Raw genomic sequence first — 18120 nt, 5'->3', positions numbered from 1 at the left:
CCCCTGTTCCGGTCGCGGCCCCGCGGGTGTGAAGGCGGGTCATCAGCCGATCAGCAGCAGCCACCGGCGGTGGCGGTCGCCGGTTCGCTCGCCTGGGCGCCGGCGGTGGCCGGGGTGGAACAGCACGTGCCGGCCTGTTGCTTGGCCAGGGTGTCGGCGTCGGCCTTGACGACGTACACCTCCCACGGCTCGCGGCCGGGGCCGTGGACCCACACCTTGTCCTGGAGGGCGTAGCAGCAGGTGGTGTCGTTCTCCTCCGTGGTGGCGAGACCTTCTCGGGCCAGCCGGGTGGTGGCTGCGTGGACGGCGTCGGTGGTGTCGACCTCGACGCCGAGGTGGTCCAGGCGGGTGGCCTCGCCGTCGGTGCCCTCGATGAGGACGAGCTTGAGCGGCGGTTCGGCGATGGCGAAGTTGGCGTAGCCGTCGCGGAGTTTGGCCGGCTCCGTGCCGAAGAGCTTGGAGTAGAAGGCGACGGATGCCGAGAGGTCGGGGACGCGCAGGGCGAGCTGTACACGAGACATGACGGTCCTCCTGCTGTGAGGGCGGGGTACGGGCGGGTCAGCAGCCGCCGGAAGTGGACGGGGAGCCGACGCCGAGCTGGATGAGGGCCGGGGTGGGGGCGCAGCAACCGCCGCCGTCGGCCTGGTTGTCGGTCTCCGGCTGGTCGAAGAGGCCGGCTCCGCCGCAGACGCCGGTCTCGGGCAGGACGAGCTCGACGCGCTCGGCGGACTCGCGGTCGCCGGCGATGGCGGCGACGACGGAGCGGACCTGCTCGTAGCCGGTGAGGGCGAGGAACGTGGGCGCGCGGCCGTACGACTTCATGCCGACCAGGTACACCCCTTCCTCCGGGTGCGACAGCTCCTTCACGCCGTGCGGGTAGACCGTGCCGCAGGAGTGCTGGTTCGGGTCGATCAGCGGGGCCAGTTCGACGGGGGCCTGGAGGCGCTCGTCGAGGCCCAGGCGGAGTTCGTCGAGGAAGGACAGGTCGGGGCGGAAGCCGGTCAGGACGATGACCTGGTCGACCGGGTCGAGGCGGCGGCCGTCCTCGGCCACCAGCACGAGCTGCTCGCCGTCGCGCTCGATCGCGTCCGTACGGAAGCCGGTGACGGCGTCGGCGTGGCAGTCGTCGACGGCGGCCTTGGCGGCCAGGCCGAGGGCGCCGCGCGCGGGGAGCTGGTCGGCGGTGCCACCGCCGAAGGTGGAGCCGGAGATGCCCCGGCGGAGGATCCAGGTGGCGTGCGTGCCGGTGCCGTCCTCGGACTTCGCGAGGTCGGCGAGGGAGGCGAGTGCCGTGAAGGCGGAGGCGCCGGAGCCGATGACGGCGGTGCGCTTGCCCGCGTACCGGCCTCGTACGGCGGGGTCGTCGAGGTCGGGGACGCGGTAGGAGATCCGGTCGGCCGCCGCGCGCTCGCCGAGGGCGGGGAGTCCGTCGCCGCCGGCCGGGCTCGGGACCGCCCAGGTGCCGGAGGCGTCGATGACGGCGCGGGCGAGGATCCGCTCCTCGCGCCCGTCGGCGTAGGCGACGTGGACGGTGAAGGGCTGGGCCTCGCGGTCGGCGTCGACGATCCGGTCACGGCCGACGCGGGAGACGCCGGTGACCCGGGCGCTGAGCCGGACCTTGTCGCCGAGGACGTCGGCGAGCGGCTGGAGGTAGTCGGCCGCCCAGTCGCCGCCGGTCGGGTACGTGCCCGCGTCCGGCTTCACCCAGCCGGTCGGGGCGAGCAGCTTCTCGGCCGCCGGGTCCGTGACCTCGCTCCAGGTGGAGAAGAGCCGCACGTGTGCCCACTCGCGTACTGCCGCGCCGGCCCGCGCACCCGCCTCCAGGACCAGCGGCTCCAGGCCGCGGTCGACGAGATGAGCAGCGGCGGCCAGACCGGCAGGGCCGGCCCCGATGACCACGACAGGCAGCTGCTCGGTGGCGGTGACGTTCATGGCGATTCCCCTTGTGTTTCGACGTCCGTCGATCTCTTGCGCCTTCAGCTTGGCACTTGTATCGACGAGCGTCAACATAGACATCCATCGAATTGATGGGTTCACTCGCGGAGTGCGGCAAGGTCGCAGGGATCTCGCGGCCGGGCCCGGCCGGAGCCCGGCCGGAGCGCGGCCGGAGCGCGGCGGGGCACCCCGACGGCTCGTCCGCTGATAGCGCGACGTGCAACCCCTGAGTGCCTGGTTCGATGTGTGTCAACATAGACGTATGTCGAATGTGAAGGCGCTGCCGCTTCTGGAGCCCGCCGTCGAGCCCTGCTGCCCGCCGCTCGCCGAGCGACCGCTGACGGCCGAGGAGGCCGAGCGGACCGCGGTCATGTTCAAGGCGCTGGGTGACCCTGTCCGCTTGCGACTGTTCTCCGCGGTCGCCTCGCACGAGGGCGGTGAGGCGTGCGTCTGCGACATCTCCGACGTCGGCGTCTCCCAACCGACCGTCTCCCACCACCTGAAGAAGCTCAAGGAGGCCGGGCTGCTCTCCTCCGAAAGGCGCGGCACCTGGGTCTACTACCGCGTCGAACCCGCCGTCCTCGCCGCCATGGGCGCGCTCCTCACCAAGGCCGCCGCCGCGTAGTCCCGGCAGGAGCTCGGACTTGCAACCTGTACCCAGGTACAGGCTTGCCGTCGGACATGTCCCGGCCTCGAGGAACGCTCTCCAGGGGCGGGCCGCCACCCGCCGGGATGCGCCGTGACCGGCGAAGAGCTGCGCAGCGGGCAGGTCGCGGCCGTGGCCGGGGTGAACATCCAGGCGCTGCGCTATGACGAGCGGCGTGGCCTGCTGCCCGAGCCCGAGCCCGAGCCCGACCGCGGCCCGGGCGGGTACCGCCTGTACGGCGAGGACGCGGTCACCGTGCTTCGGGTGGTCAAGGCCGCCCAGCGGCTGGGCTTCACGATGGAGGAGGTCGCTCGGCTGCTGGAGGCCGGCCGCCACCGGCACGGCCGGCCGATCGCGGGGCTCCAGGAACGTGCTGCGGCCAAGCTCGCCGAGGTGAACGCGAGGATCGGCGATGTCACCCCGACCGCACCGCTCTGTCGGCCGCAGTCGACGCGGGTCGCGACGACCTGACGGTGTGCGCCTCCAGCACGGGATGCCCCATCCCCTTCAGCGGTCCGGCCGCCAGTAGGCTCACCGATCCTGACCGTCGCGCGTTCCGTTGGCCTGGTCGCCCTCGCCGCCCACGGCGGCATCTTCGTGGTCGGTTTGATCACCTGGGGCATGGTCGCCGGCGGTTTGACCTCCGAGTCGTCTCGCCGAAGTCAGTCGTGCCGGGCGAGCTTGACCGCGGAGACGAGGAGGACCACGGCCAGCGCGGGGATGAGCACAAGGTCCGGGAACACACCGAGGAGCAGCCCGCCCAGTACCGCGCCGACGATCGAGCCTCCTGCCATGACCAGGGTGAAGCGGAGGTTGGTGCCGAGTACGGCGAAGCTGCCGTCGCGGCTGTAGCGGGCGAAGGCCACCAGCATGGTCGGCAGGGAGACCAGGAGGGAAAGGCTTCCGGCGGTCTTGATGTCCTCGCCGAACAGCAGCACGATCGTCGGGATCAGCAGCTCGCCGCCGGCCACGCCCATGATCGCCGCGACCACCCCGATGCCGAAGCCGGCCACGACACCGGCAGGCACCCGAGCCCACAGCGGCAGCTCGAACGCCCCCAGGGTGGTGGTGTGCGTGACTGCCAGGGCGGCTGCCATGAGCACCATCAGAGCCGCCAGGACCTTGTAGAGGGTGGCGCTCCGCATGCGCACGGCCCAGGCCGCTCCGGCCCAGGCGCCCAGCAGACTGCCGGCCAGCAGATTGACCGCGACGGGCCAGCGCCCGGCCACCTCGGCAGCCGGGACGGCCGCCAGCCGGGCGGGCAGCGCGACCAGGACCACGACCAGGCTCATGGCCTTGTTCAGGATGACGGCCGAGAGCGCGGCGAACCCGAAGAGGCCGATCAGCAGCGGCAGGCGGAACTCCGCGCCGCCCAGACCGATCATCCCGCCCAGAACGCCGATCGCCGCTCCCGCACCGAACACCACGGGCGCCGGGTGCGTCGAGCGGGGAGGGGCGAGGTTCTGGTAGGCGGTCATGACGGGCATCCTCGCTGGTGGCCGCCCCAGCCTGCTACGGCCGGGCCACACCTTCGGGGAAAGCCACCGGGTGTCCGCTCAGGGTTCGTCCCTACCTCTGAACATCAGCACCGTGGTTGGCACGGCAACCAACGGCACGTCGGACCTCAGGCGAGTCGGCGACGATGTCGAAAGGGTGTCCGCCCTCGTTGTCCGATCCACGGCCGAGAAGGCCGGTTGGCAGAATCCGCTCCATGACGATCCACACCGTGCATGCGATCTCCGTGGTGCCGCTGACCGCCCACCACGCCGCCCAGGTCCTGGCGATCTACCAGGCCGGTATCGACGAGGGCAACGCCACGTTCGAGACCACCGCCCCGACCTGGACGGAGTTCGACACGGCCAAGCTGCCCGAGCACCGTTTCGCTGCCCTGGATGCCGACGGCACCGTGCTCGGCTGGGTTGCCGCCACCAAGGTCTCCGACCGTTGCGCTTACGCGGGCGTGGTGGAGCACTCGGTCTACGTCCACCCCGACGCGCGTGGCCGGGGCGTCGCCAGGACCCTGCTCGACGCGCTGATCGAGTCCACCGAGGCGGTGGGGATCTGGACCATCCAGTCCGGCATCTTCCCTGAGAACACGGCCAGCCTCGCCGTGCACGCCCGCGCGGGCTTCCGGGTCATCGGCTCCCGTGAGCGCATCGGCCGGCACCACGGTGTCTGGCGCGACACCGTCCTGGTCGAACGGCGCAGCCCCCATATCGGCTGACGGGCCTCAGCCGCTCTCGCCGAGGGTGAGCTGGCGGTGGTGGAAGTCGAAGTGCCGGGTGGGGTATCGGTAGAGGTCCGCGAGGGTCATGAAGTCCTTGAAGAAGGGGTCCCACCGGACCGGGTAGTGCATGCCCCGCGCCAGATCGTGCTCGGACTCCTTCGCGAGCCGCCGCTCCAGCGAGCCGGTGATCCGGTCGAACGCGGCGACCGTCCTTCGGGGCCCGAAGACCTTCACGGCCCCGCACGGCCCGAGGTAGTTGACCAGGTCGAAGGGGCGTGTCCCCGCGTTCAGCACTCCGGCGAAGCGCTTGCTCGCGCTCCGGGGCAGTCGGCTGAAGACGCGCGCGAGGCCCAGCAGGACCCGGGTGACGAGGTAGCCGAAAAGCATGTGCCACAGCAGTTGCCCGTTGGTCCACCGGGTGCCGTTGGTCGGGCGGGCGAGGTCGGTCGGCGTCGCGTCGTCCAAGAGCGCGTGGAAGGTCCGGCGGGCCCTGGCGTACTCGTCGAGGACGGCCTGCCGGTCCAACGCTGAACGATCGCCCATGATCACTCCGCTCCTGTTCGGAGACCCGGAGACCCGGAGACCCGGAGGCCCGGAGCCCTGGAGGCCCGGAGCCCCGGGCCTGGATGATTCCCGCCCGGATGCGCCGTGGAACCTTCGGCGTTCTCGTTCAGTCCTCGGCGAGCAGCGGTCCGAAGGTCTGTGTTGGGAGGGCGACAGCCTCGGCCTGGCTGGTGATGCGGCCGGGGACATCGGGGTGGCGGTGTGCCCACGTCTCGGCGGTGGAGCGGTCGGCGAAGAAGTTCATCGCGTCGCAGCAGACGCCGGTTGCCGGGACGACTCGGAGCAGGCCACCACCCGGCTGTCCTTCGTCCGCGACTCCCAGGCTGCCGGGCTCACTCTCGCCGAGATCCGCTCGGTCCTCGCCCTGCGCGACAGCGGCCAGGCCCCGTGCATGGAGGTCGGCACGCTCATCGAGCGGCACTTGGCCGACATCGAGTGCCGCATGAGCGAGCTGCGCGCGGCACGTGCAGCGCTGCGCGAGGCCCGTGCCGCGCTGCGCGAGCCGGCCCGCCGGGCCGTTGCGACCGACCCGGATAGGTGCACGGACGGCGACATCGGCACCGTCCTCGCGCGCCCCGCCGGCTCAGGCGGTACCGAGTAGTCCGGCGATCTGGCGGGCGGCTTCGCGGGCGGGGCGGCCGGCGCCGATGAGGGTGGCGGACGCCGGTCCCGTCCAGTCGCCGTATCCGAGGAGGTGGAGGCGGGGTTCGGCGAGGGCTTGGGTGCCGTGGGTGGGGATGTGGCCGCGGGGGCCGCGCAGGCCGAGGGGTGCGAGGTGGGAGAGGGCGGGGCGGAAGCCGGTGCACCAGATGATCGCGTCGGCGTCCGCGCGGGTGCCGTCGGCCCACTCGACGCCGGTTGCCGTGAGACGGGCGAACATCGGCTGGGCCTTGAGGAGCCCGGCGTCGCGTGCTTCGCGTACGGGCGGGACGGCGACGATGTCGCCCAGCGAGGCCACGCCTCCCGTGTCCGTCCGCCCCTCGTCCAGCGCGCGGCGGCGGGCGGTGGCGTGGTCGAAGAGGGCGCGGCCGTCGATGTCGTCGGCGAGGTAGCGCGGTTCGCGGAGGGTGACCCAGGTCAGGTCGGTGTCGTACGCGAGGTCGGCGGCGATCTGGGCGCCGGAGTTCCCGCCGCCCACCACCACGACCCTCCCCCTAGGGCTTCGCCCTGGGGGGGACCCCCAGCCCGGCGAAGTCGGCCGGGCGCCGGTACTCGACCGTGTGGAGCTGGGCACCCTTGAACTCCGTACGCCCGGGGACGGCGGGGATGAAGGGGCGCCACCAGGTGCCGGTCGCGCTGATGACCGTACGGGCCCGCCAGGTTCCGGCATCGGCCTCGACGCGGAGGAACTCGCCGTCGCGGTGGACCGCTTCGACGCGGACGGGGCGGACGACGGGGAGCTCGTAGCGCTGCTCGTAGTCGGAGAGGTACGAGACGACGTGCGCCGCTCCTGGGTACGTTTCCCCTGGCTGCGGTGGCATGAGCCTTCCCGGTAGCGAGGAGTACGCGGCCGGGGAGAAGAGGTGGAGCGAGTCCCAGGCGTGCTGCCAGGCCCCTCCCGGGGCGGCCTGGGCGTCGAGCATCACGAAGTCCAGGCCGAGGCGGCGCAGGTGGTAGCCGGCGGCGAGCCCGGCCTGGCCGCCGCCGATCACCACCACGTCCACGACCTGGGTCACTCGGCGTCCGTCTTCCCGCGCATGAAGATGACCGCGACCAAAGCCAGGCCCACGGCCGCGCCGATGATCTGCATCCCGACGAACGCCGGGACCGAGGCGGGCGCGATGCCGGCGAAGGTGTCGGTGAAGGCCCGCCCGACCGTCACTGCCGGGTTCGCGAAGGACGTGGACGAGGTGAACCAGTAGGCGGCGCCGATGTAGGAAGCGACCGCCACCGGCGCGAAGCGGAGACGGTCCGTACGGGCCAGGCCGAAGATCAGCAGGATCAGGCCGGCCGTCGCGACGACCTCGCCGAGGAGGAGGTTGCCGGCCGAGCGGTCGTGCGCGGACCACTTCACCAGCGGCTCGCCGAACATCGCGTCCGCCAGGATCGCGCCCGCGATCGCGCCGACGATCTGGGAGGGGACGTAGACGGCGAGCTCCCGGGAGTTCACGCCCGCGCCGCCGCGTCGGGCGGTCCACCACTCGGCCAGGGTGACGGCCGGGTTGAAGTGCGCGCCGGAGACCGGCCCGAGGAGGGCGATGAGGACGCCGAGGCCGAAGACGGTCGCGGTGGAGTTGGCGAGGAGCTGGAGCGCCACGTCGTCGGTGAGCTGGGTGGCCTGGATGCCGGAGCCGACGACGACGGCGACGAGGGCGGCGGTGCCCACCAGCTCGGCGGCGGCTCGTGCGGCGAGCGGGGTACGGGGCGGGGTGGCGCCGGGTGCGGGCTGCGGCGACGTGTCGGTGGCTATGGCGTCGCTCGCAGCGGGCTCGGTGGCGGTCACGGGCGGGTACTCCTCGGCAGGTGGGGGCGAGAGGCTACGGGCAGGCTCTCTTGGTGTCGGCGTTGGCGCGGGCGGCCGCGGCCAGGTCGGCGAACTGACCGGCCAGGGCCTCGATGACGTCCGGCTTGAGCCGGTAGTAGGTGAAGCGGCCGCACGGCTCCGTCTCGACGACCCCGGCCTCGCGCAGCACTCTCAGGTGGTTGGAGAGGTTGGTCTGCTTGGCACCGGTCTCCTCCACGAGGTGGGTGGTGCAGAGCGTCTCGCGGGCGAGCAGGGTCACGATCTGGAGGCGCAGGGGATCACCCAACACCCGGATCAGATCAGTATCGACTGACGTCATCATGGACTGATACTGTCACATCACCCGGAACTGATACCAGCCTGGGCTGACCTCTTTGAACCCGCCGAAGGGGGTTCTCCCCATGACCGAGTCCTCGCGCTCGACGAGGTCCATCCCGAGCCGCTGACCGACGAGGTCGTCCAGGCCGCCGACATCGTGGTCACCATGGGCTGCGGCGACGCCTGCCCCGTGGTGCCCGGCCACCGCTACCTGGACTGGCCCGTCCCTGATCCGGACGGGGCCGCGATCGCGGTCGTACGTTCCGTCCGCGACGCCACCGACGCCCGGATCACCACCTTGCCGGACACCCTGCCCAGCACCTGAAGCCTCCCGTCCCCGCACCACGCCCCGTCCCTGCCCAAGGAAGAACCGATGACCGCTCCGCTCGCCTCCGTGCTCTTCGTCTGCGTCCACAACGCCGGCCGCTCCCAGATGGCCGCCGGATTCCTCGACCACCTGGCCGGCGACCGCATCGAGGTCCGCTCCGCGGGTTCGATCCCGGGCGACCAGGTCAACCCGGCCGCCGTCGAGGCCATGGCCGAGGTCGGCGTCGACATCTCCGACCGGAAGCCGAAGGTCCTGACCACGGAGGCCGTGCAGGCGTCCGACTACGTCATCACGATGGGCTGCGGCGACGCCTGCCCGATCTTCCCCGGCAAGAAGTACCTCGACTGGGCCCTGGAGGACCCGGCCGGCCAGGGTGTTGAGGCCGTGCGCCCGATCCGTGACGAGATCAAGGGCCTGATCGAGGGCCTCATCGCCGAGATCGACGCGAAGCAAGAGGCGTAACCGAAGCGACCGGGCCCACCGCCGACGACGTCGTCTCCGTCGATCTGACGGGACGTCAAGGAGGTCGCCGACTCCGAGGGCACGGTCCACCGCGCGAAGGCCGTGATCATCGCGACCGGCTCCGGCTACCGCAAGCTCGGCCTGCCGAACGAGGACGAGCTGTCCGGTCGCGGCGTCTCGTGGTGCGCGACCTGCGACGGGTTCTTCTTCCGCGGCCTTCCCGTCGCGGTACGTGTCGGCGTGGCGTTCTGCCGGCCGATCCCGGGTGGTGTCAAGTGCCGTGAGCGGTGCTCAGGTCGTGCAGGTGCCCGAGTCGACGAACTGGCGCGTGCCGGTGTACTCGTCGTACACGGCGACGGCCCAGCGGGTGTAGTTCCAGCTTCTGTTGCGGTGGAACTCCTCCATGAGGCTGCGGCAGAGGGATGCCTCCACGGTGCCTGCGAGGGTGGACTGGGAGGCGCGGCTGGTGAAGCGGCTGTTGGGGTCGTCGGTCCATACGTAGGCGGCGTTCTCGACGGGGTCGAAGCCGAGGCTGATGCCGTCACCCGGGCCGATGGGGTCGGCGTTCGTCCTGGCGGTGTCGGCGTTCCAGCGGGCGGTGATGGCCTTGACCGCGGCGTCGGCGACGCGGATCTCCGCCTTGTCGCTGCTGGGGAATCCCGCCGTCGCCATGCCGGCTTCGTCGCCGTGCCACTGTCCGGCGATCTCGCCGAAGCAGCCGTCGGTGGCCTCGCCGAAGCCGATCGCCGGGGCCTCGACGTCGGACGTCTTCCAGTGGATGGAGAAGCGGCCGTAGGGCCAGGTGGTGGGCTTGTCCTTGAGGCGGTGGGCGAGGGCGGTGCAGGCCGCCATCCGGCCGGCCTCGCGGAACACCTCCTGGTAGTCGTCGGGGAGCTGGGGGACGGGGCCGCCGGTCACGATCAACGTCTGCGCGCGCAGGTTGAACGTGACGGTGGGGCGCATGAAGTCCATGTCCTTCGTGGCCAGCATCGAGGTCATGTGGTCGCGGATGGCCTGTGCGGCGTCCTGTTCCTCGGGGCTGCCGGGCGTGGTGCTGGTGCGCCATTCGTCGGGGTGGGGTTGGGTCTCGTCGCCCGCCCGGGAGTAGGCGGGGTGGGGCACTCCGACGAGGGGGTCCGTGGGGACCCGGACGGTCCGGGGGTCGGCCGCGGGCCTGGATGCCATCGGGGCGGCCGGGTCGGTGGTGGCCGTGGCTGCGGGAGCGGATTCCCCGGAGGCCTCGCCGGAGGGGGTCGGCGTGGAGGCGGGGGCCTTCCGGCCGAGGTCCGTGCTTCCCTGATCGGGCGTGGCGGCGTAGACGGCAAGGCTGCCGATCACGGCGACGGCGACGGCGGTGGCGGCGGCCGTGACCGCGCGCCGGTGGAAGCGCGCGGCGGGACGGGGCCAGGCCGGGTCGTCCGGCACGGGTATGTGCCACTGGGTGGCGACGAGATCGCTGATGAGCGTCGGGTTCGACCCGGGTGAGACGACCTGGGTGGTCTGGGCGGAGAGGAGGGCCACGCACTCCCCGACGGCGTCGGACGCGGCGGGGCGGTCGGACGGTTCCTTGGCGACGGCCCGCGCGACGAGCTCGTGCAGTTCGTCGGGGAGGCCGCGGAGGTCGGGCTCCTCCGACATGACGCGGTAGGCGACCGCGTCGGGGGCTCCCGCGCCGAAGGGCAGGCGGCCTGTGCCGGCGTAGGCGACGAGAGCCCCCCAGGCGAACACGTCGCCCTCGGGGCCGGCGGTGCCGGTGCGGTAGTGCTCGGGGCTGATCCAGCCGGGGGTGCCGGTCATCACGCCGGTACGGGTCACGGAGGTGCCGTCGACGGAGTGGGCGATGCCGAAGTCCAGCATGCGGGGGCCGGCCGGGGTGAGGATGACGTTCTGCGGTTTGACGTCCCGGTGCACGATGCCGGCGGCGTGGATGTCGGCGAGGGCCTGGGCGGTGCCGGAGGCGAAGGCGTGCAGGGAGCTGCCGGACAGGGGGCCGTGAGCCGTGAGGTGCTGGTCGAGCGTGGGACCCGGGGTGTACGCGGTCGCCAGCCAGGGGGTGTCCGCCTCCGGGTCGGCGGCGAGCATGGGGATGAGGCACGGTCCCTGGACGCGGGCGGAGAGCTGGACCTCGCGGCGGAACCGGGCGCGGAATTCGGGGTCCTCGGCATGGGCGGGGTGGACGATCTTGACCGCGACCCGCAGGCCGGTGCGGTCCAGGCCCGCGTGAACGGTGCCCATGCCACCCGAACCCAGGCGGCCGACGATGCGGTACGGGCCGACCTGTGCGGGGTCGCCGGGGCGGGCGGGCTGCACGCGCCCGCCGGGGCGAACACGGTTCACGGGAAGTCCGTTCCTCTTCTGCGGTGGACGGCCGGGGAGTCCGGACCGGCTCTCGTCCGGGGCGGCGCCCATCCTTCACGATCTCCGATGGAATAACAGCATCCGTTTAGAAAGCCCCAGTTGGGGGCCGTGCGAGGTGTGCGGCGGGTGGAGCGCGGGGGTCGGTTCGGCTCGGTCGGTTCGGCTCGGGTCGTGGCGGTGGGCGGCGGGCGGCCGCCCGAGGCGCCGGGCCGGTCGGGCGGATACGGGTGGGCGAAGCCCTTGTCGGAGTGGCAACGGATCTCTAATGTGAACCTTCAAATTCCAGGAGTCACGTGTTCCTGGGTTCACTAGGGATGGATTTTGAACGATCAAATTCACGAGGGACCCGTGGTGGGGTACCTCGACTACGCCAGGGTCGGGCCGGTCGACGGGCGGGCGGCCGGGGCGCTGGTGGAGGCGCTGGGGTTGGCGGCGCGGTCCGGGCCGGGGGAGTTGGGGCGGCTGTTCGGGCTGAGCGATGCGGCGCGGGGGTCGGCGGCGCGGTTGGTGGGGGCGGGGGCGGAGGAGGTGGCGTTGGTTCCGTCCACGAGCAACGGGCTGTTCACGGTGGCCGCGGGGTTGCGGGGGCCGGGGGTCGTGCTGGTGCCGAGGGGGGAGTTTCCGGCGAATGTGTATCCGTGGGTCCGGTTCGCGGGGCGGGGCGGGCCGGAGGTCCGGTTCATCGAGCCGGACGGGGAGCGGCACGTCACGGCTGACCTGGTGCGGCGTCATCTCACTCCGGAAGTGACCGCGTTGGCCGTGAGCGCGGTCGACTCGCTGTCCGGACACGTGGCGCCGCTGGCCGCGCTGAAGGAGGTGCTGGGACCGGATCGGCTGCTGATCGTGGACGCCATCCAGGGGTTGGGCGCCGTTCCGCTGGAGGTGGAGGCGGCCGATGTCCTGGTCAGCGGTGGGCAGAAGTGGCTGCGGGCGGGGTGGGGAGCGGCGGTACTGCTGGTCCGGGACCGGTGTGCCGGGCGTCTGGAGCCCGGGCTCGGGGGATGGGCGGGGGTGACGGAGCCGTTCGCGGAGCGGCATCCGGCGCCGTCGTTGCCCGGGGCCGCGGCGCACCTGGCGACCAATCCGGACTTCCCGGCGGCCGCGGCGCTCGGTGCGGCCATCGACGGGCTGCTCGCGGGGGGCGGTCCGGCGGTGGTGGGGGCCCGGATCAGGGCCGTACTCGCCGAACTGCTGGAACGGGCGCGGCGGGCGGGCGCCGAGGTCCTCCTGGACGGTCTCGGGGAGCGGGAGCGCGCCGGGATCGGCGCGTTCCGGCTGCCCGGGCACGATCCCGCCTCCGTGCACCGGGACCTCGAAGCGGCCGGTGTGATCACCACGCGCCGCGGCGAGTGGATCCGGCTCTCGCCCCACGCCTGCACGCCGGCCGCCGCGGTGGACCTGTTCGCCGGGGCGCTGCGCGGGCTGGCCGGGGGCGCCGGCCGGACCCGTACGCACACCGGCACCGGAACCGACGCCGGCACCGGAACTGGCGCCGGCGTCGGCACCGGAACTGGCGCCGGCACCGGAACTGGCGCCGGCACCGGAACCGACGCCGGCACCGGAACCGACGCCGACACCGGAACTGGCGCCGGCGTCGGCATCAGTACCGGCACCGAAAACGCCACCGACATCACCGCCACCGACATCACCACCGACAACAAGGAGCAGACATGTCGCACCACCTGAGCCGACGTCAGATTCTTCACCTGGCCACCGCCTCCGCCGCCGGGGTCGGCCTCGCCGCCTGCGGCGGGGGGAGTGGCGGATCGGGCGCGGGGGCCGGCGGTGCCGACGGCGACAGCGGTCCGATCACCGTGTGGAGCTGGACCACCGCGGCCGAGGCGCTGCGCGGGGTCGTCCCGTCCTTCGAGCGGGACAACCCCGGGATCAAGGTCGACGTGCAGGACCTGGGGAACCCGGCGATCTGGGACAAGATCACCGTGGGGCTGGCGTCGGGAGGCAAGGGCCTGGCCGACGTCCTGCACATCGGAGTCGACTACCTTCCCGGCTACCTGGAGAAGTTCCCACAGGGGCTCGCCGACCTGTCCAGACTCGGTGCCGACCGGCACAAGGACGCGTTCGTCCAGGGGCTGTGGCCGACGGTCGTGGGCAAGGACGGAGCGGTCCACGCGCTGCCCTGGGAGGTCAATCCGCTGGGCCTGTTCTACCGGCACGACTACTTCGAGAAGGCCGGGGTCGACCCGGCCTCGCTCACCAGCTGGGACGACCTGATCGCCGCGGGGCCGAAGATCCGTGCCGCGACCGGCGCCCAGCTGCTCGGGCTCGACAAGCCCGGCACGACCCAGGGCATGGACTTCTTCCAGAACCTGATGCAGCTTCAGGGCGCCTTCTACTTCGACCGCGAGGGCAGGGTCACGCTCGGCTCCCCGCAGGCCGTCCAGGCCTTGACCGTCATCAAGCGGCTCGACGACGCCGGGCTCCTCGCCGACACCGCGGGGCAGGGCACCTGGAAGCGCCTGGTCGGCCAGGGGAAGCTCGCCACCGCCCCGTACCCCGCCTGGGCCATCGAGTACCTGGCCACCAAGTTCCCCGCCCAGAGCGGGAAGTGGCGCGTGATGCAGGCGCCCGCCGCGATACCCGGGGGCGGGCGGAGCGCCATCGTCAACTCCACGTACCTGACCGTCTCCGCGACGAGCAAGCGCCGCAAGGCGGCCTGGCGATTCGTCGAGTACGCGCTCACCAAGCCGACCGAGATCAACCGGATGTTCGCCTCCGGCGGCGTGTTCCCCGCCCTCAAGGCGGCCTATGCGGACCCGAAGTTCAGCGCACCGCACCCCTTCTACGGCGGCCAGTCCGTGCTGCGGTCCTTCGTCGAGTCCCTCGACTCGGGGGCGGACGCGACCAACTTCACCGGCGACTACAGCCGCGCCCTGAAGCTCGCGAGCGACGCGCAGAGCCAGGTCCTGATCAAGGGCGCCGATCCGGCCGAGGTGCTGAAGGCCGCGGCCGAGCAGCTGTCCCGGCAGACCGGCCGGAAGCAGGCGGCCTGATCATGTCCCTCGCCCCGTCCGAACGCGCTCCCGCCGCGGGGGCCGCGACCGCGGGCGCCCCCGCCGGTCGCGGCGCCCGCCGGCACGCCGGGCGCACCCGCCCGGGCCGGCGCCGGCTGCTGACCCGCACCTCGGTCCCGTACTTGCTGATCGCGCCCGCGGTCGTGGGCTTCGCGGTGTTCAAGGCGTACCCCATCGCCGCCTCGTTCTGGATCAGCCTCACGACCGGCAACGGCGACGCCGAGCGGTTCGCCGGGCTCGCCAACTACCGGCGTCTCCTGGCCGATCCGCTGTTCTGGACGGCGCTGCGGAACACGGCGCTGATCCTGGTCGTGCAGGTGCCGCTGATGCTCGGCCTCGCCCTGCTCGTCGCCCTCGGCCTCAACTCGACCAAGGTGTGGCTGCGGCCGCTGTGGCGGCTCGGCGTCTTCGTCCCGTCGCTGACGGGCCTGGTCGCCGCCGGGGTGATGTTCTCCGTGATCCTCAACCGCGACGCGGGACTGCTCAACTGGGTGCTGTCCCTCTTCGGAATCGACCCGGTGAACTGGCTCGGCAGCCCCTTCTGGGCCCGCGTCGGCGTCGTCCTCGTCATCACCTGGCACTACACCGGCTACAACGCGGTGATGTACCTGGCGGGTCTGCAGGGCATCCCGAAGGAGCTGTACGAGGCCGCGATGGTCGACGGGGCGGGGCCGGTCCGCCGCTTCTTCGCCATCACCCTGCCCCAGCTGCGGCCGATCCTCCTGCTTACGGTGGTGCTCTCCACCATCGGCACCCTCCAGCTCTTCGACGAGCCGTACGTCCTCACCGGCGGCGGCCCCGACAACGCCACCCTCACGGTCACCATGTACCTCTACGACAACGGCTTCACGTACTTCGACTTCGGCTACGCCTCGGCCCTCGCCTACGCGCTGGCGCTGATCGTGTCCGTCCTCGGCGTCCTCCAGGTCCGCCTGATGGGAGAGCGCCGATGAAGGCCCGCGGCCCCCTCCTCACCCTGCTGCTCGCGGGCGCCTTCGGGCTGTGCGTCGGCCCCTTCTACTGGCTCGCCATGGCCGCCACGCAGGACGACAAGGACGTGTTCTCGTGGCCGCCGAAGCTGCTGCCCGGCGGCCACCTCATGGAGAACCTCCACGGACTCCAGGAGTCCATCGGCCTCACCCGCGTCCTGTTCAACAGCGTCCTGGTGGCCGGCGTGCAGACCGTGGGCGCCGTCGTCGTGTCGGTCCTGGCCGGCTACGCCTTCGCCAAGTTCGACTTCCGCGGCCGGAACCTGTTCTTCGTCCTGCTGCTCAGCACCCTGGTCATCCCCGACACGGTGATGCTGATCCCGATCTTCCAGATGATGATGGAACTGGGGCTGATCGACACCTACCAGTCGGTCGTCCTGCCCGGCCTGGTCACCCCGTTCGGCATCTTCCTGATGCGGCAGGCGCTGCGGTCCATGCCGGACGAACTCCTGGACGCGGCCCGCGTCGACGGCGCGGGCGAGCTGCGGGTGCTGTGGCGGATCGTCATCCCGGTCAACCGGCCGATCATCGCCGCGCTCGCGCTGTTCGTCTTCCTCGGCGGCTGGAACCAGTTCGTGTGGCCGCTGATCGCCCTGCGCAGCCCCGAGATGTACACGCTGCCCGTGGCCACCGCGACCCTGCAGGGCCTGTCGACCACCAACTACGCGCAGGTGCTGCTCGCCGGCGCCATCGCCGCCATCCCGGTGATGGCCCTCTTCCTCGTCCTGCAACGCCAGTTCATCTCCGGCCTGCTGGCCGGGGCCACGAAGGAGTGACCACCGTGACCACCGCACCGGACGCCACCGCACCGGACACCGCCGCCCCGCAGCCCGTGCCCGCCTGGCGACCGGGCGCCCCGGCCGGGGACACCCACGGCACCGTCGTCCACCGGCAGCTCCCCACCGGCCTGCACCACGCCACCGGAACCCCGCTCGTCGTCCACCTCACCGGGCTCGGCGGCGAGGAGTGGGAGCCGGTCTCCACCACGGTCGCCGACGGTGTGGCACTCGTCGAGGTCAGGGCGGCGGACACCGTCACCGTCCGCGCCGAATGGCGCGTCCCCTGCGTCGGAGCCACCGCCTACTGGACCCCGAACACCGACGCCTCCCGCTGGCTTCCGCCGTCCTGGATCGCCCCCCGCACCGTGTCGCTCGCGCTGGGCGCCCCCGTCGCCAGCCTGGTCGGCGCCGGCGACCGCGCGCTGTGCACCGCGGCGGCCGGCGAGACGACCGCGCCCGTCCGCGTCGGAGCCGGAGTGGTGGAGGAGAGCGGCGAGTTCGCCTTCACCGTGGAGCAGGAACTCACCCCGGACGGGCCGCCGCTGCGGCTGCGGATCGACGTCGGCGGGCGCCACTTCGCCGACACCCTGCGGGACGTCACCGACTGGTGGGCCGAGGGAACGCGGCACCCCGGAGTCGCCCCGGCCGCGCGGATGCCCGCCTACTCCACCTGGTACAGCCTCCACCAGAACGTCGACGCCGCAGCCGTCGAACGCCAGGCAGCCCTCGCGGCCGCCATCGGCTGCGAGAGCGTCATCGTCGACGACGGCTGGCAGACCGCCGACCGCACGCGCGGCTACGGGCACTGCGGCGACTGGGAGCCCAACCCCGAGGCGTTCCCCGACCCCGCGGCCCACGTCGCCGAGGTCCACTGCCTCGGCCTCGCCTACCTCCTCTGGTACGCCGTGCCGTTCATCGGCCGGCAGAACGAGGCCTGGGAGCGTTTCAAGGGACTGACCCTGCGCGAGGAACCCCACCTGGACGCGGCCGTGCTCGACCCCCGCCACCCCGACGTCCGCGCCCACCTCGTCGACCGGATCTCCCGGGCCGTGGAGGAGTGGGGCACGGACGGCGTGAAGCTCGACTTCATCGACCGCTTCGCCGTCGCCGACCCCCCGCCCGCGCCGCCCGGCGCCGACCACGCGGCGGTCCACGACGGCGTACGCCGGCTGCTCGCCGATCTCGACGCCCGGCTGCGCCGCAGCCGGCCCGACGTGATCGTCGAGCACCGCCAGCCGTACGTGAGCCCCGGGCTCTGGCCGTACGCCACCATGGTCCGCGCCACCGACTGCCCGCTCAGCCCCGCCGAGAACCGCCAGCGCACCGTCGACTGCCGGCTCCTCGCGGGCCCGCTCGCCGTCCACGCCGACATGATCATGTGGAACGCGGCCGAGCCGCCCGAGTCCGTCGCCGTCCACCTGGTCAACGCCCTCTTCTCGGTGCCGCAGATCTCCGTCGACCTCGGCGCCCAGACCCCCGACCAGCTCGCCGTCCTGGACTTCTGGCTCGGCGTCTTCCGCCGGTACGCCGACGTCCTCCAGCTCGGCGCGCTGGAACCCTCGCGGCCGGACCTCGGCTACCCCCTGGTCCGCGCCCACGACGGCCGCACCACGGTGGTCGCGCGCTACGCGCCGCTGCCCGTCGTCCTCCCGGCCCCGGACGACACGGAGGGGCCCGGCACCGGCGGTCCCCGGACCCTCCTCGTCGCCAACGCGGACGCGGACCCCGTGGTGCTCCTGGTCGCCGGCCGGCCGGAACGGGCCCTCGCCCGCGTCCAGGACTGCCGTGGTGAGATCCTGTCCGAGACCGTGCTCGACCTCGTCACCGGCACGAACCCGGTGACCGTGCCGACCGGCGGCCTGCTCACCCTGACGCGCGAGCACTGAACGACGGGGGCGGCGGGCGGCCGTCCGCCCCCCCCCCCCCCCCCCCCCCCCCCCCCCCCGGGGGCACCCCCCCCCCCCCCCCCCGGTCCCGCAAGGGCGGCGGCCCGCCGGCGGGGGGGGGCCCCCCCACCG

General features: G+C 72.6%; 19 protein-coding genes and 2 pseudogenes. 12 read left to right on the top strand and 9 right to left on the bottom strand.

Annotated features, from left to right (window positions below; genetic code table 11):
• Window positions 1-50: 50 nt before the first annotated feature.
• Entirely contained in the window at window positions 51-521 is a 471-nt protein-coding gene (locus ACFCY7_RS22495) for an ArsI/CadI family heavy metal resistance metalloenzyme (protein WP_376487695.1), read from the bottom strand.
• A gap of 37 nt (window positions 522-558) precedes the next feature.
• Window positions 559-1932, bottom strand: coding sequence for an NAD(P)-binding domain-containing protein (locus tag ACFCY7_RS22490; protein ID WP_376487693.1), 1374 nt, complete (start codon window positions 1930-1932; stop codon window positions 559-561).
• Between the two features lie 265 nt (window positions 1933-2197).
• Between ACFCY7_RS22490 and ACFCY7_RS22485 the strand changes: the two genes are divergently transcribed.
• On the top strand, window positions 2198-2560 hold the full coding sequence (locus ACFCY7_RS22485; protein WP_376487691.1) for an ArsR/SmtB family transcription factor: 363 nt from the start codon (window positions 2198-2200) through the stop codon (window positions 2558-2560).
• Between the two features lie 114 nt (window positions 2561-2674).
• Complete coding sequence (locus tag ACFCY7_RS22480; RefSeq protein WP_376487689.1) at window positions 2675-3052, top strand: MerR family transcriptional regulator; 378 nt, start codon at window positions 2675-2677, stop codon at window positions 3050-3052.
• Window positions 3053-3243: 191 nt separating this feature from the next.
• Here the strand turns inward: ACFCY7_RS22480 and ACFCY7_RS22475 are convergent, their stop codons facing one another.
• Window positions 3244-4059, bottom strand: a complete 816-nt coding sequence (locus tag ACFCY7_RS22475; RefSeq protein ID WP_376487687.1) for a sulfite exporter TauE/SafE family protein — start codon at window positions 4057-4059, stop codon at window positions 3244-3246.
• A gap of 233 nt (window positions 4060-4292) precedes the next feature.
• On the opposite strand from ACFCY7_RS22475, the gene ACFCY7_RS22470 reads away from it, so the two are divergent.
• A complete protein-coding gene (locus ACFCY7_RS22470) occupies window positions 4293-4805 on the top strand; it encodes a GNAT family N-acetyltransferase (protein WP_376487685.1) in 513 nt (170 codons plus the stop codon).
• A 6-nt stretch (window positions 4806-4811) separates the two neighbouring features.
• Here ACFCY7_RS22470 and ACFCY7_RS22465 read toward each other — a convergent pair whose 3' ends face one another.
• Together ACFCY7_RS22465 and merB are read right to left on the bottom strand one after the other, a co-directional pair.
• A complete protein-coding gene (locus tag ACFCY7_RS22465; RefSeq protein WP_376487683.1) occupies window positions 4812-5351 on the bottom strand; it encodes a DinB family protein in 540 nt (179 codons plus the stop codon).
• 127 nt (window positions 5352-5478) lie between these two features.
• Entirely contained in the window at window positions 5479-5616 is a 138-nt protein-coding gene (gene merB, locus ACFCY7_RS22460) for an organomercurial lyase (RefSeq protein ID WP_376487681.1), read from the bottom strand.
• Here merB and ACFCY7_RS22455 point away from each other — a divergent pair.
• Window positions 5566-5973, top strand: a complete 408-nt coding sequence (locus ACFCY7_RS22455; RefSeq protein ID WP_376487680.1) for a MerR family DNA-binding protein — start codon at window positions 5566-5568, stop codon at window positions 5971-5973. The two genes, merB and ACFCY7_RS22455, sit on opposite strands and share 51 nt — an antisense overlap.
• Here the strand turns inward: ACFCY7_RS22455 and ACFCY7_RS22450 are convergent.
• From ACFCY7_RS22450 to ACFCY7_RS22440, 3 genes and pseudogenes are all read right to left on the bottom strand, one after another.
• A pseudogene (locus ACFCY7_RS22450) lies at window positions 5956-7048 on the bottom strand (ArsO family NAD(P)H-dependent flavin-containing monooxygenase). The gene ACFCY7_RS22455 and the pseudogene ACFCY7_RS22450 overlap by 18 nt on opposite strands.
• A complete protein-coding gene (locus ACFCY7_RS22445; protein WP_376487678.1) occupies window positions 7045-7815 on the bottom strand; it encodes an aquaporin in 771 nt (256 codons plus the stop codon). Before ACFCY7_RS22445 ends, ACFCY7_RS22450 begins: the two are co-directional and overlap by 4 nt.
• Before the next feature lie 34 nt (window positions 7816-7849).
• Window positions 7850-8158, bottom strand: a complete 309-nt coding sequence (locus tag ACFCY7_RS22440) for a helix-turn-helix transcriptional regulator (RefSeq protein WP_150161004.1) — start codon at window positions 8156-8158, stop codon at window positions 7850-7852.
• Between the two features lie 162 nt (window positions 8159-8320).
• Here ACFCY7_RS22440 and ACFCY7_RS22435 point away from each other — a divergent pair, with 162 nt between their 5' ends.
• The 3 genes and pseudogenes from ACFCY7_RS22435 to ACFCY7_RS22425 form a co-directional block, all read left to right on the top strand.
• Window positions 8321-8479, top strand: a complete 159-nt coding sequence (locus tag ACFCY7_RS22435; RefSeq protein ID WP_376487676.1) for a hypothetical protein — start codon at window positions 8321-8323, stop codon at window positions 8477-8479.
• 48 nt (window positions 8480-8527) lie between these two features.
• Complete coding sequence (locus tag ACFCY7_RS22430) at window positions 8528-8944, top strand: arsenate reductase ArsC (RefSeq protein ID WP_376487674.1); 417 nt, start codon at window positions 8528-8530, stop codon at window positions 8942-8944.
• A 23-nt stretch (window positions 8945-8967) separates the two neighbouring features.
• Window positions 8968-9175, top strand: a pseudogene (locus ACFCY7_RS22425) (NAD(P)/FAD-dependent oxidoreductase); the annotation flags it as partial.
• 60 nt (window positions 9176-9235) lie between these two features.
• Here the strand turns inward: ACFCY7_RS22425 and ACFCY7_RS22420 are convergent.
• Window positions 9236-11281 (bottom strand): serine/threonine protein kinase, encoded by a 2046-nt coding sequence (locus ACFCY7_RS22420; protein ID WP_376487672.1) that lies wholly within the window; start codon window positions 11279-11281, stop codon window positions 9236-9238.
• A gap of 369 nt (window positions 11282-11650) precedes the next feature.
• On the opposite strand from ACFCY7_RS22420, the gene ACFCY7_RS22415 reads away from it, so the two are divergent.
• The 5 genes from ACFCY7_RS22415 to ACFCY7_RS22395 are packed head-to-tail and all read left to right on the top strand — an operon-like array spanning window position 11651 to window position 17988.
• Window positions 11651-12988, top strand: coding sequence for an aminotransferase class V-fold PLP-dependent enzyme (locus ACFCY7_RS22415; protein WP_376487697.1), 1338 nt, complete (start codon window positions 11651-11653; stop codon window positions 12986-12988).
• On the top strand, window positions 12973-14313 hold the full coding sequence (locus ACFCY7_RS22410; protein WP_376487670.1) for an ABC transporter substrate-binding protein: 1341 nt from the start codon (window positions 12973-12975) through the stop codon (window positions 14311-14313). Before ACFCY7_RS22415 ends, ACFCY7_RS22410 begins: the two co-directional genes overlap by 16 nt.
• A 2-nt stretch (window positions 14314-14315) precedes the next feature.
• Window positions 14316-15287: a carbohydrate ABC transporter permease gene (locus ACFCY7_RS22405; protein ID WP_376487668.1), complete on the top strand. Its 972-nt coding sequence runs from the start codon at window positions 14316-14318 to the stop codon at window positions 15285-15287.
• Entirely contained in the window at window positions 15284-16099 is an 816-nt protein-coding gene (locus ACFCY7_RS22400) for a carbohydrate ABC transporter permease (RefSeq protein ID WP_376487666.1), read from the top strand. Before ACFCY7_RS22405 ends, ACFCY7_RS22400 begins: the two co-directional genes overlap by 4 nt.
• A 5-nt stretch (window positions 16100-16104) precedes the next feature.
• Window positions 16105-17988, top strand: coding sequence for a glycoside hydrolase family 36 protein (locus tag ACFCY7_RS22395; RefSeq protein WP_376487664.1), 1884 nt, complete (start codon window positions 16105-16107; stop codon window positions 17986-17988).
• Window positions 17989-18120: the final 132 nt, after the last annotated feature.

This window comes from Streptomyces sp. NPDC056361 (assembly GCF_042262805.1).
In the GTDB taxonomy this organism is placed as follows: Bacteria; Actinomycetota; Actinomycetes; order Streptomycetales; family Streptomycetaceae; genus Streptomyces.
This window is presented reverse-complemented; position numbering and strand designations above follow the sequence as displayed.

Bases quoted from the DNA above. Each gene is read 5' to 3' on its own strand.
- ACFCY7_RS22465 (WP_376487683.1), bottom strand. From the start codon at position 5,351: ATGGGCGATCGTTCAGCGTTGGACCGGCAGGCCGTCCTCGACGAGTAC.
- ACFCY7_RS22490 (WP_376487693.1), bottom strand. From the start codon at position 1,932: ATGAACGTCACCGCCACCGAGCAGCTGCCTGTCGTGGTCATCGGGGCC.
- ACFCY7_RS22435 (WP_376487676.1), top strand. From the start codon at position 8,321: ATGGGCTGCGGCGACGCCTGCCCCGTGGTGCCCGGCCACCGCTACCTG.
- merB (WP_376487681.1), bottom strand. From the start codon at position 5,616: ATGAACTTCTTCGCCGACCGCTCCACCGCCGAGACGTGGGCACACCGC.
- ACFCY7_RS22495 (WP_376487695.1), bottom strand. From the start codon at position 521: ATGTCTCGTGTACAGCTCGCCCTGCGCGTCCCCGACCTCTCGGCATCC.
- ACFCY7_RS22440 (WP_150161004.1), bottom strand. From the start codon at position 8,158: ATGATGACGTCAGTCGATACTGATCTGATCCGGGTGTTGGGTGATCCC.
- ACFCY7_RS22485 (WP_376487691.1), top strand. From the start codon at position 2,198: ATGTCGAATGTGAAGGCGCTGCCGCTTCTGGAGCCCGCCGTCGAGCCC.
- ACFCY7_RS22400 (WP_376487666.1), top strand. From the start codon at position 15,284: ATGAAGGCCCGCGGCCCCCTCCTCACCCTGCTGCTCGCGGGCGCCTTC.
- ACFCY7_RS22475 (WP_376487687.1), bottom strand. From the start codon at position 4,059: ATGACCGCCTACCAGAACCTCGCCCCTCCCCGCTCGACGCACCCGGCG.
- ACFCY7_RS22405 (WP_376487668.1), top strand. From the start codon at position 14,316: ATGTCCCTCGCCCCGTCCGAACGCGCTCCCGCCGCGGGGGCCGCGACC.
- ACFCY7_RS22470 (WP_376487685.1), top strand. From the start codon at position 4,293: ATGACGATCCACACCGTGCATGCGATCTCCGTGGTGCCGCTGACCGCC.
- ACFCY7_RS22410 (WP_376487670.1), top strand. From the start codon at position 12,973: ATGTCGCACCACCTGAGCCGACGTCAGATTCTTCACCTGGCCACCGCC.
- ACFCY7_RS22430 (WP_376487674.1), top strand. From the start codon at position 8,528: ATGACCGCTCCGCTCGCCTCCGTGCTCTTCGTCTGCGTCCACAACGCC.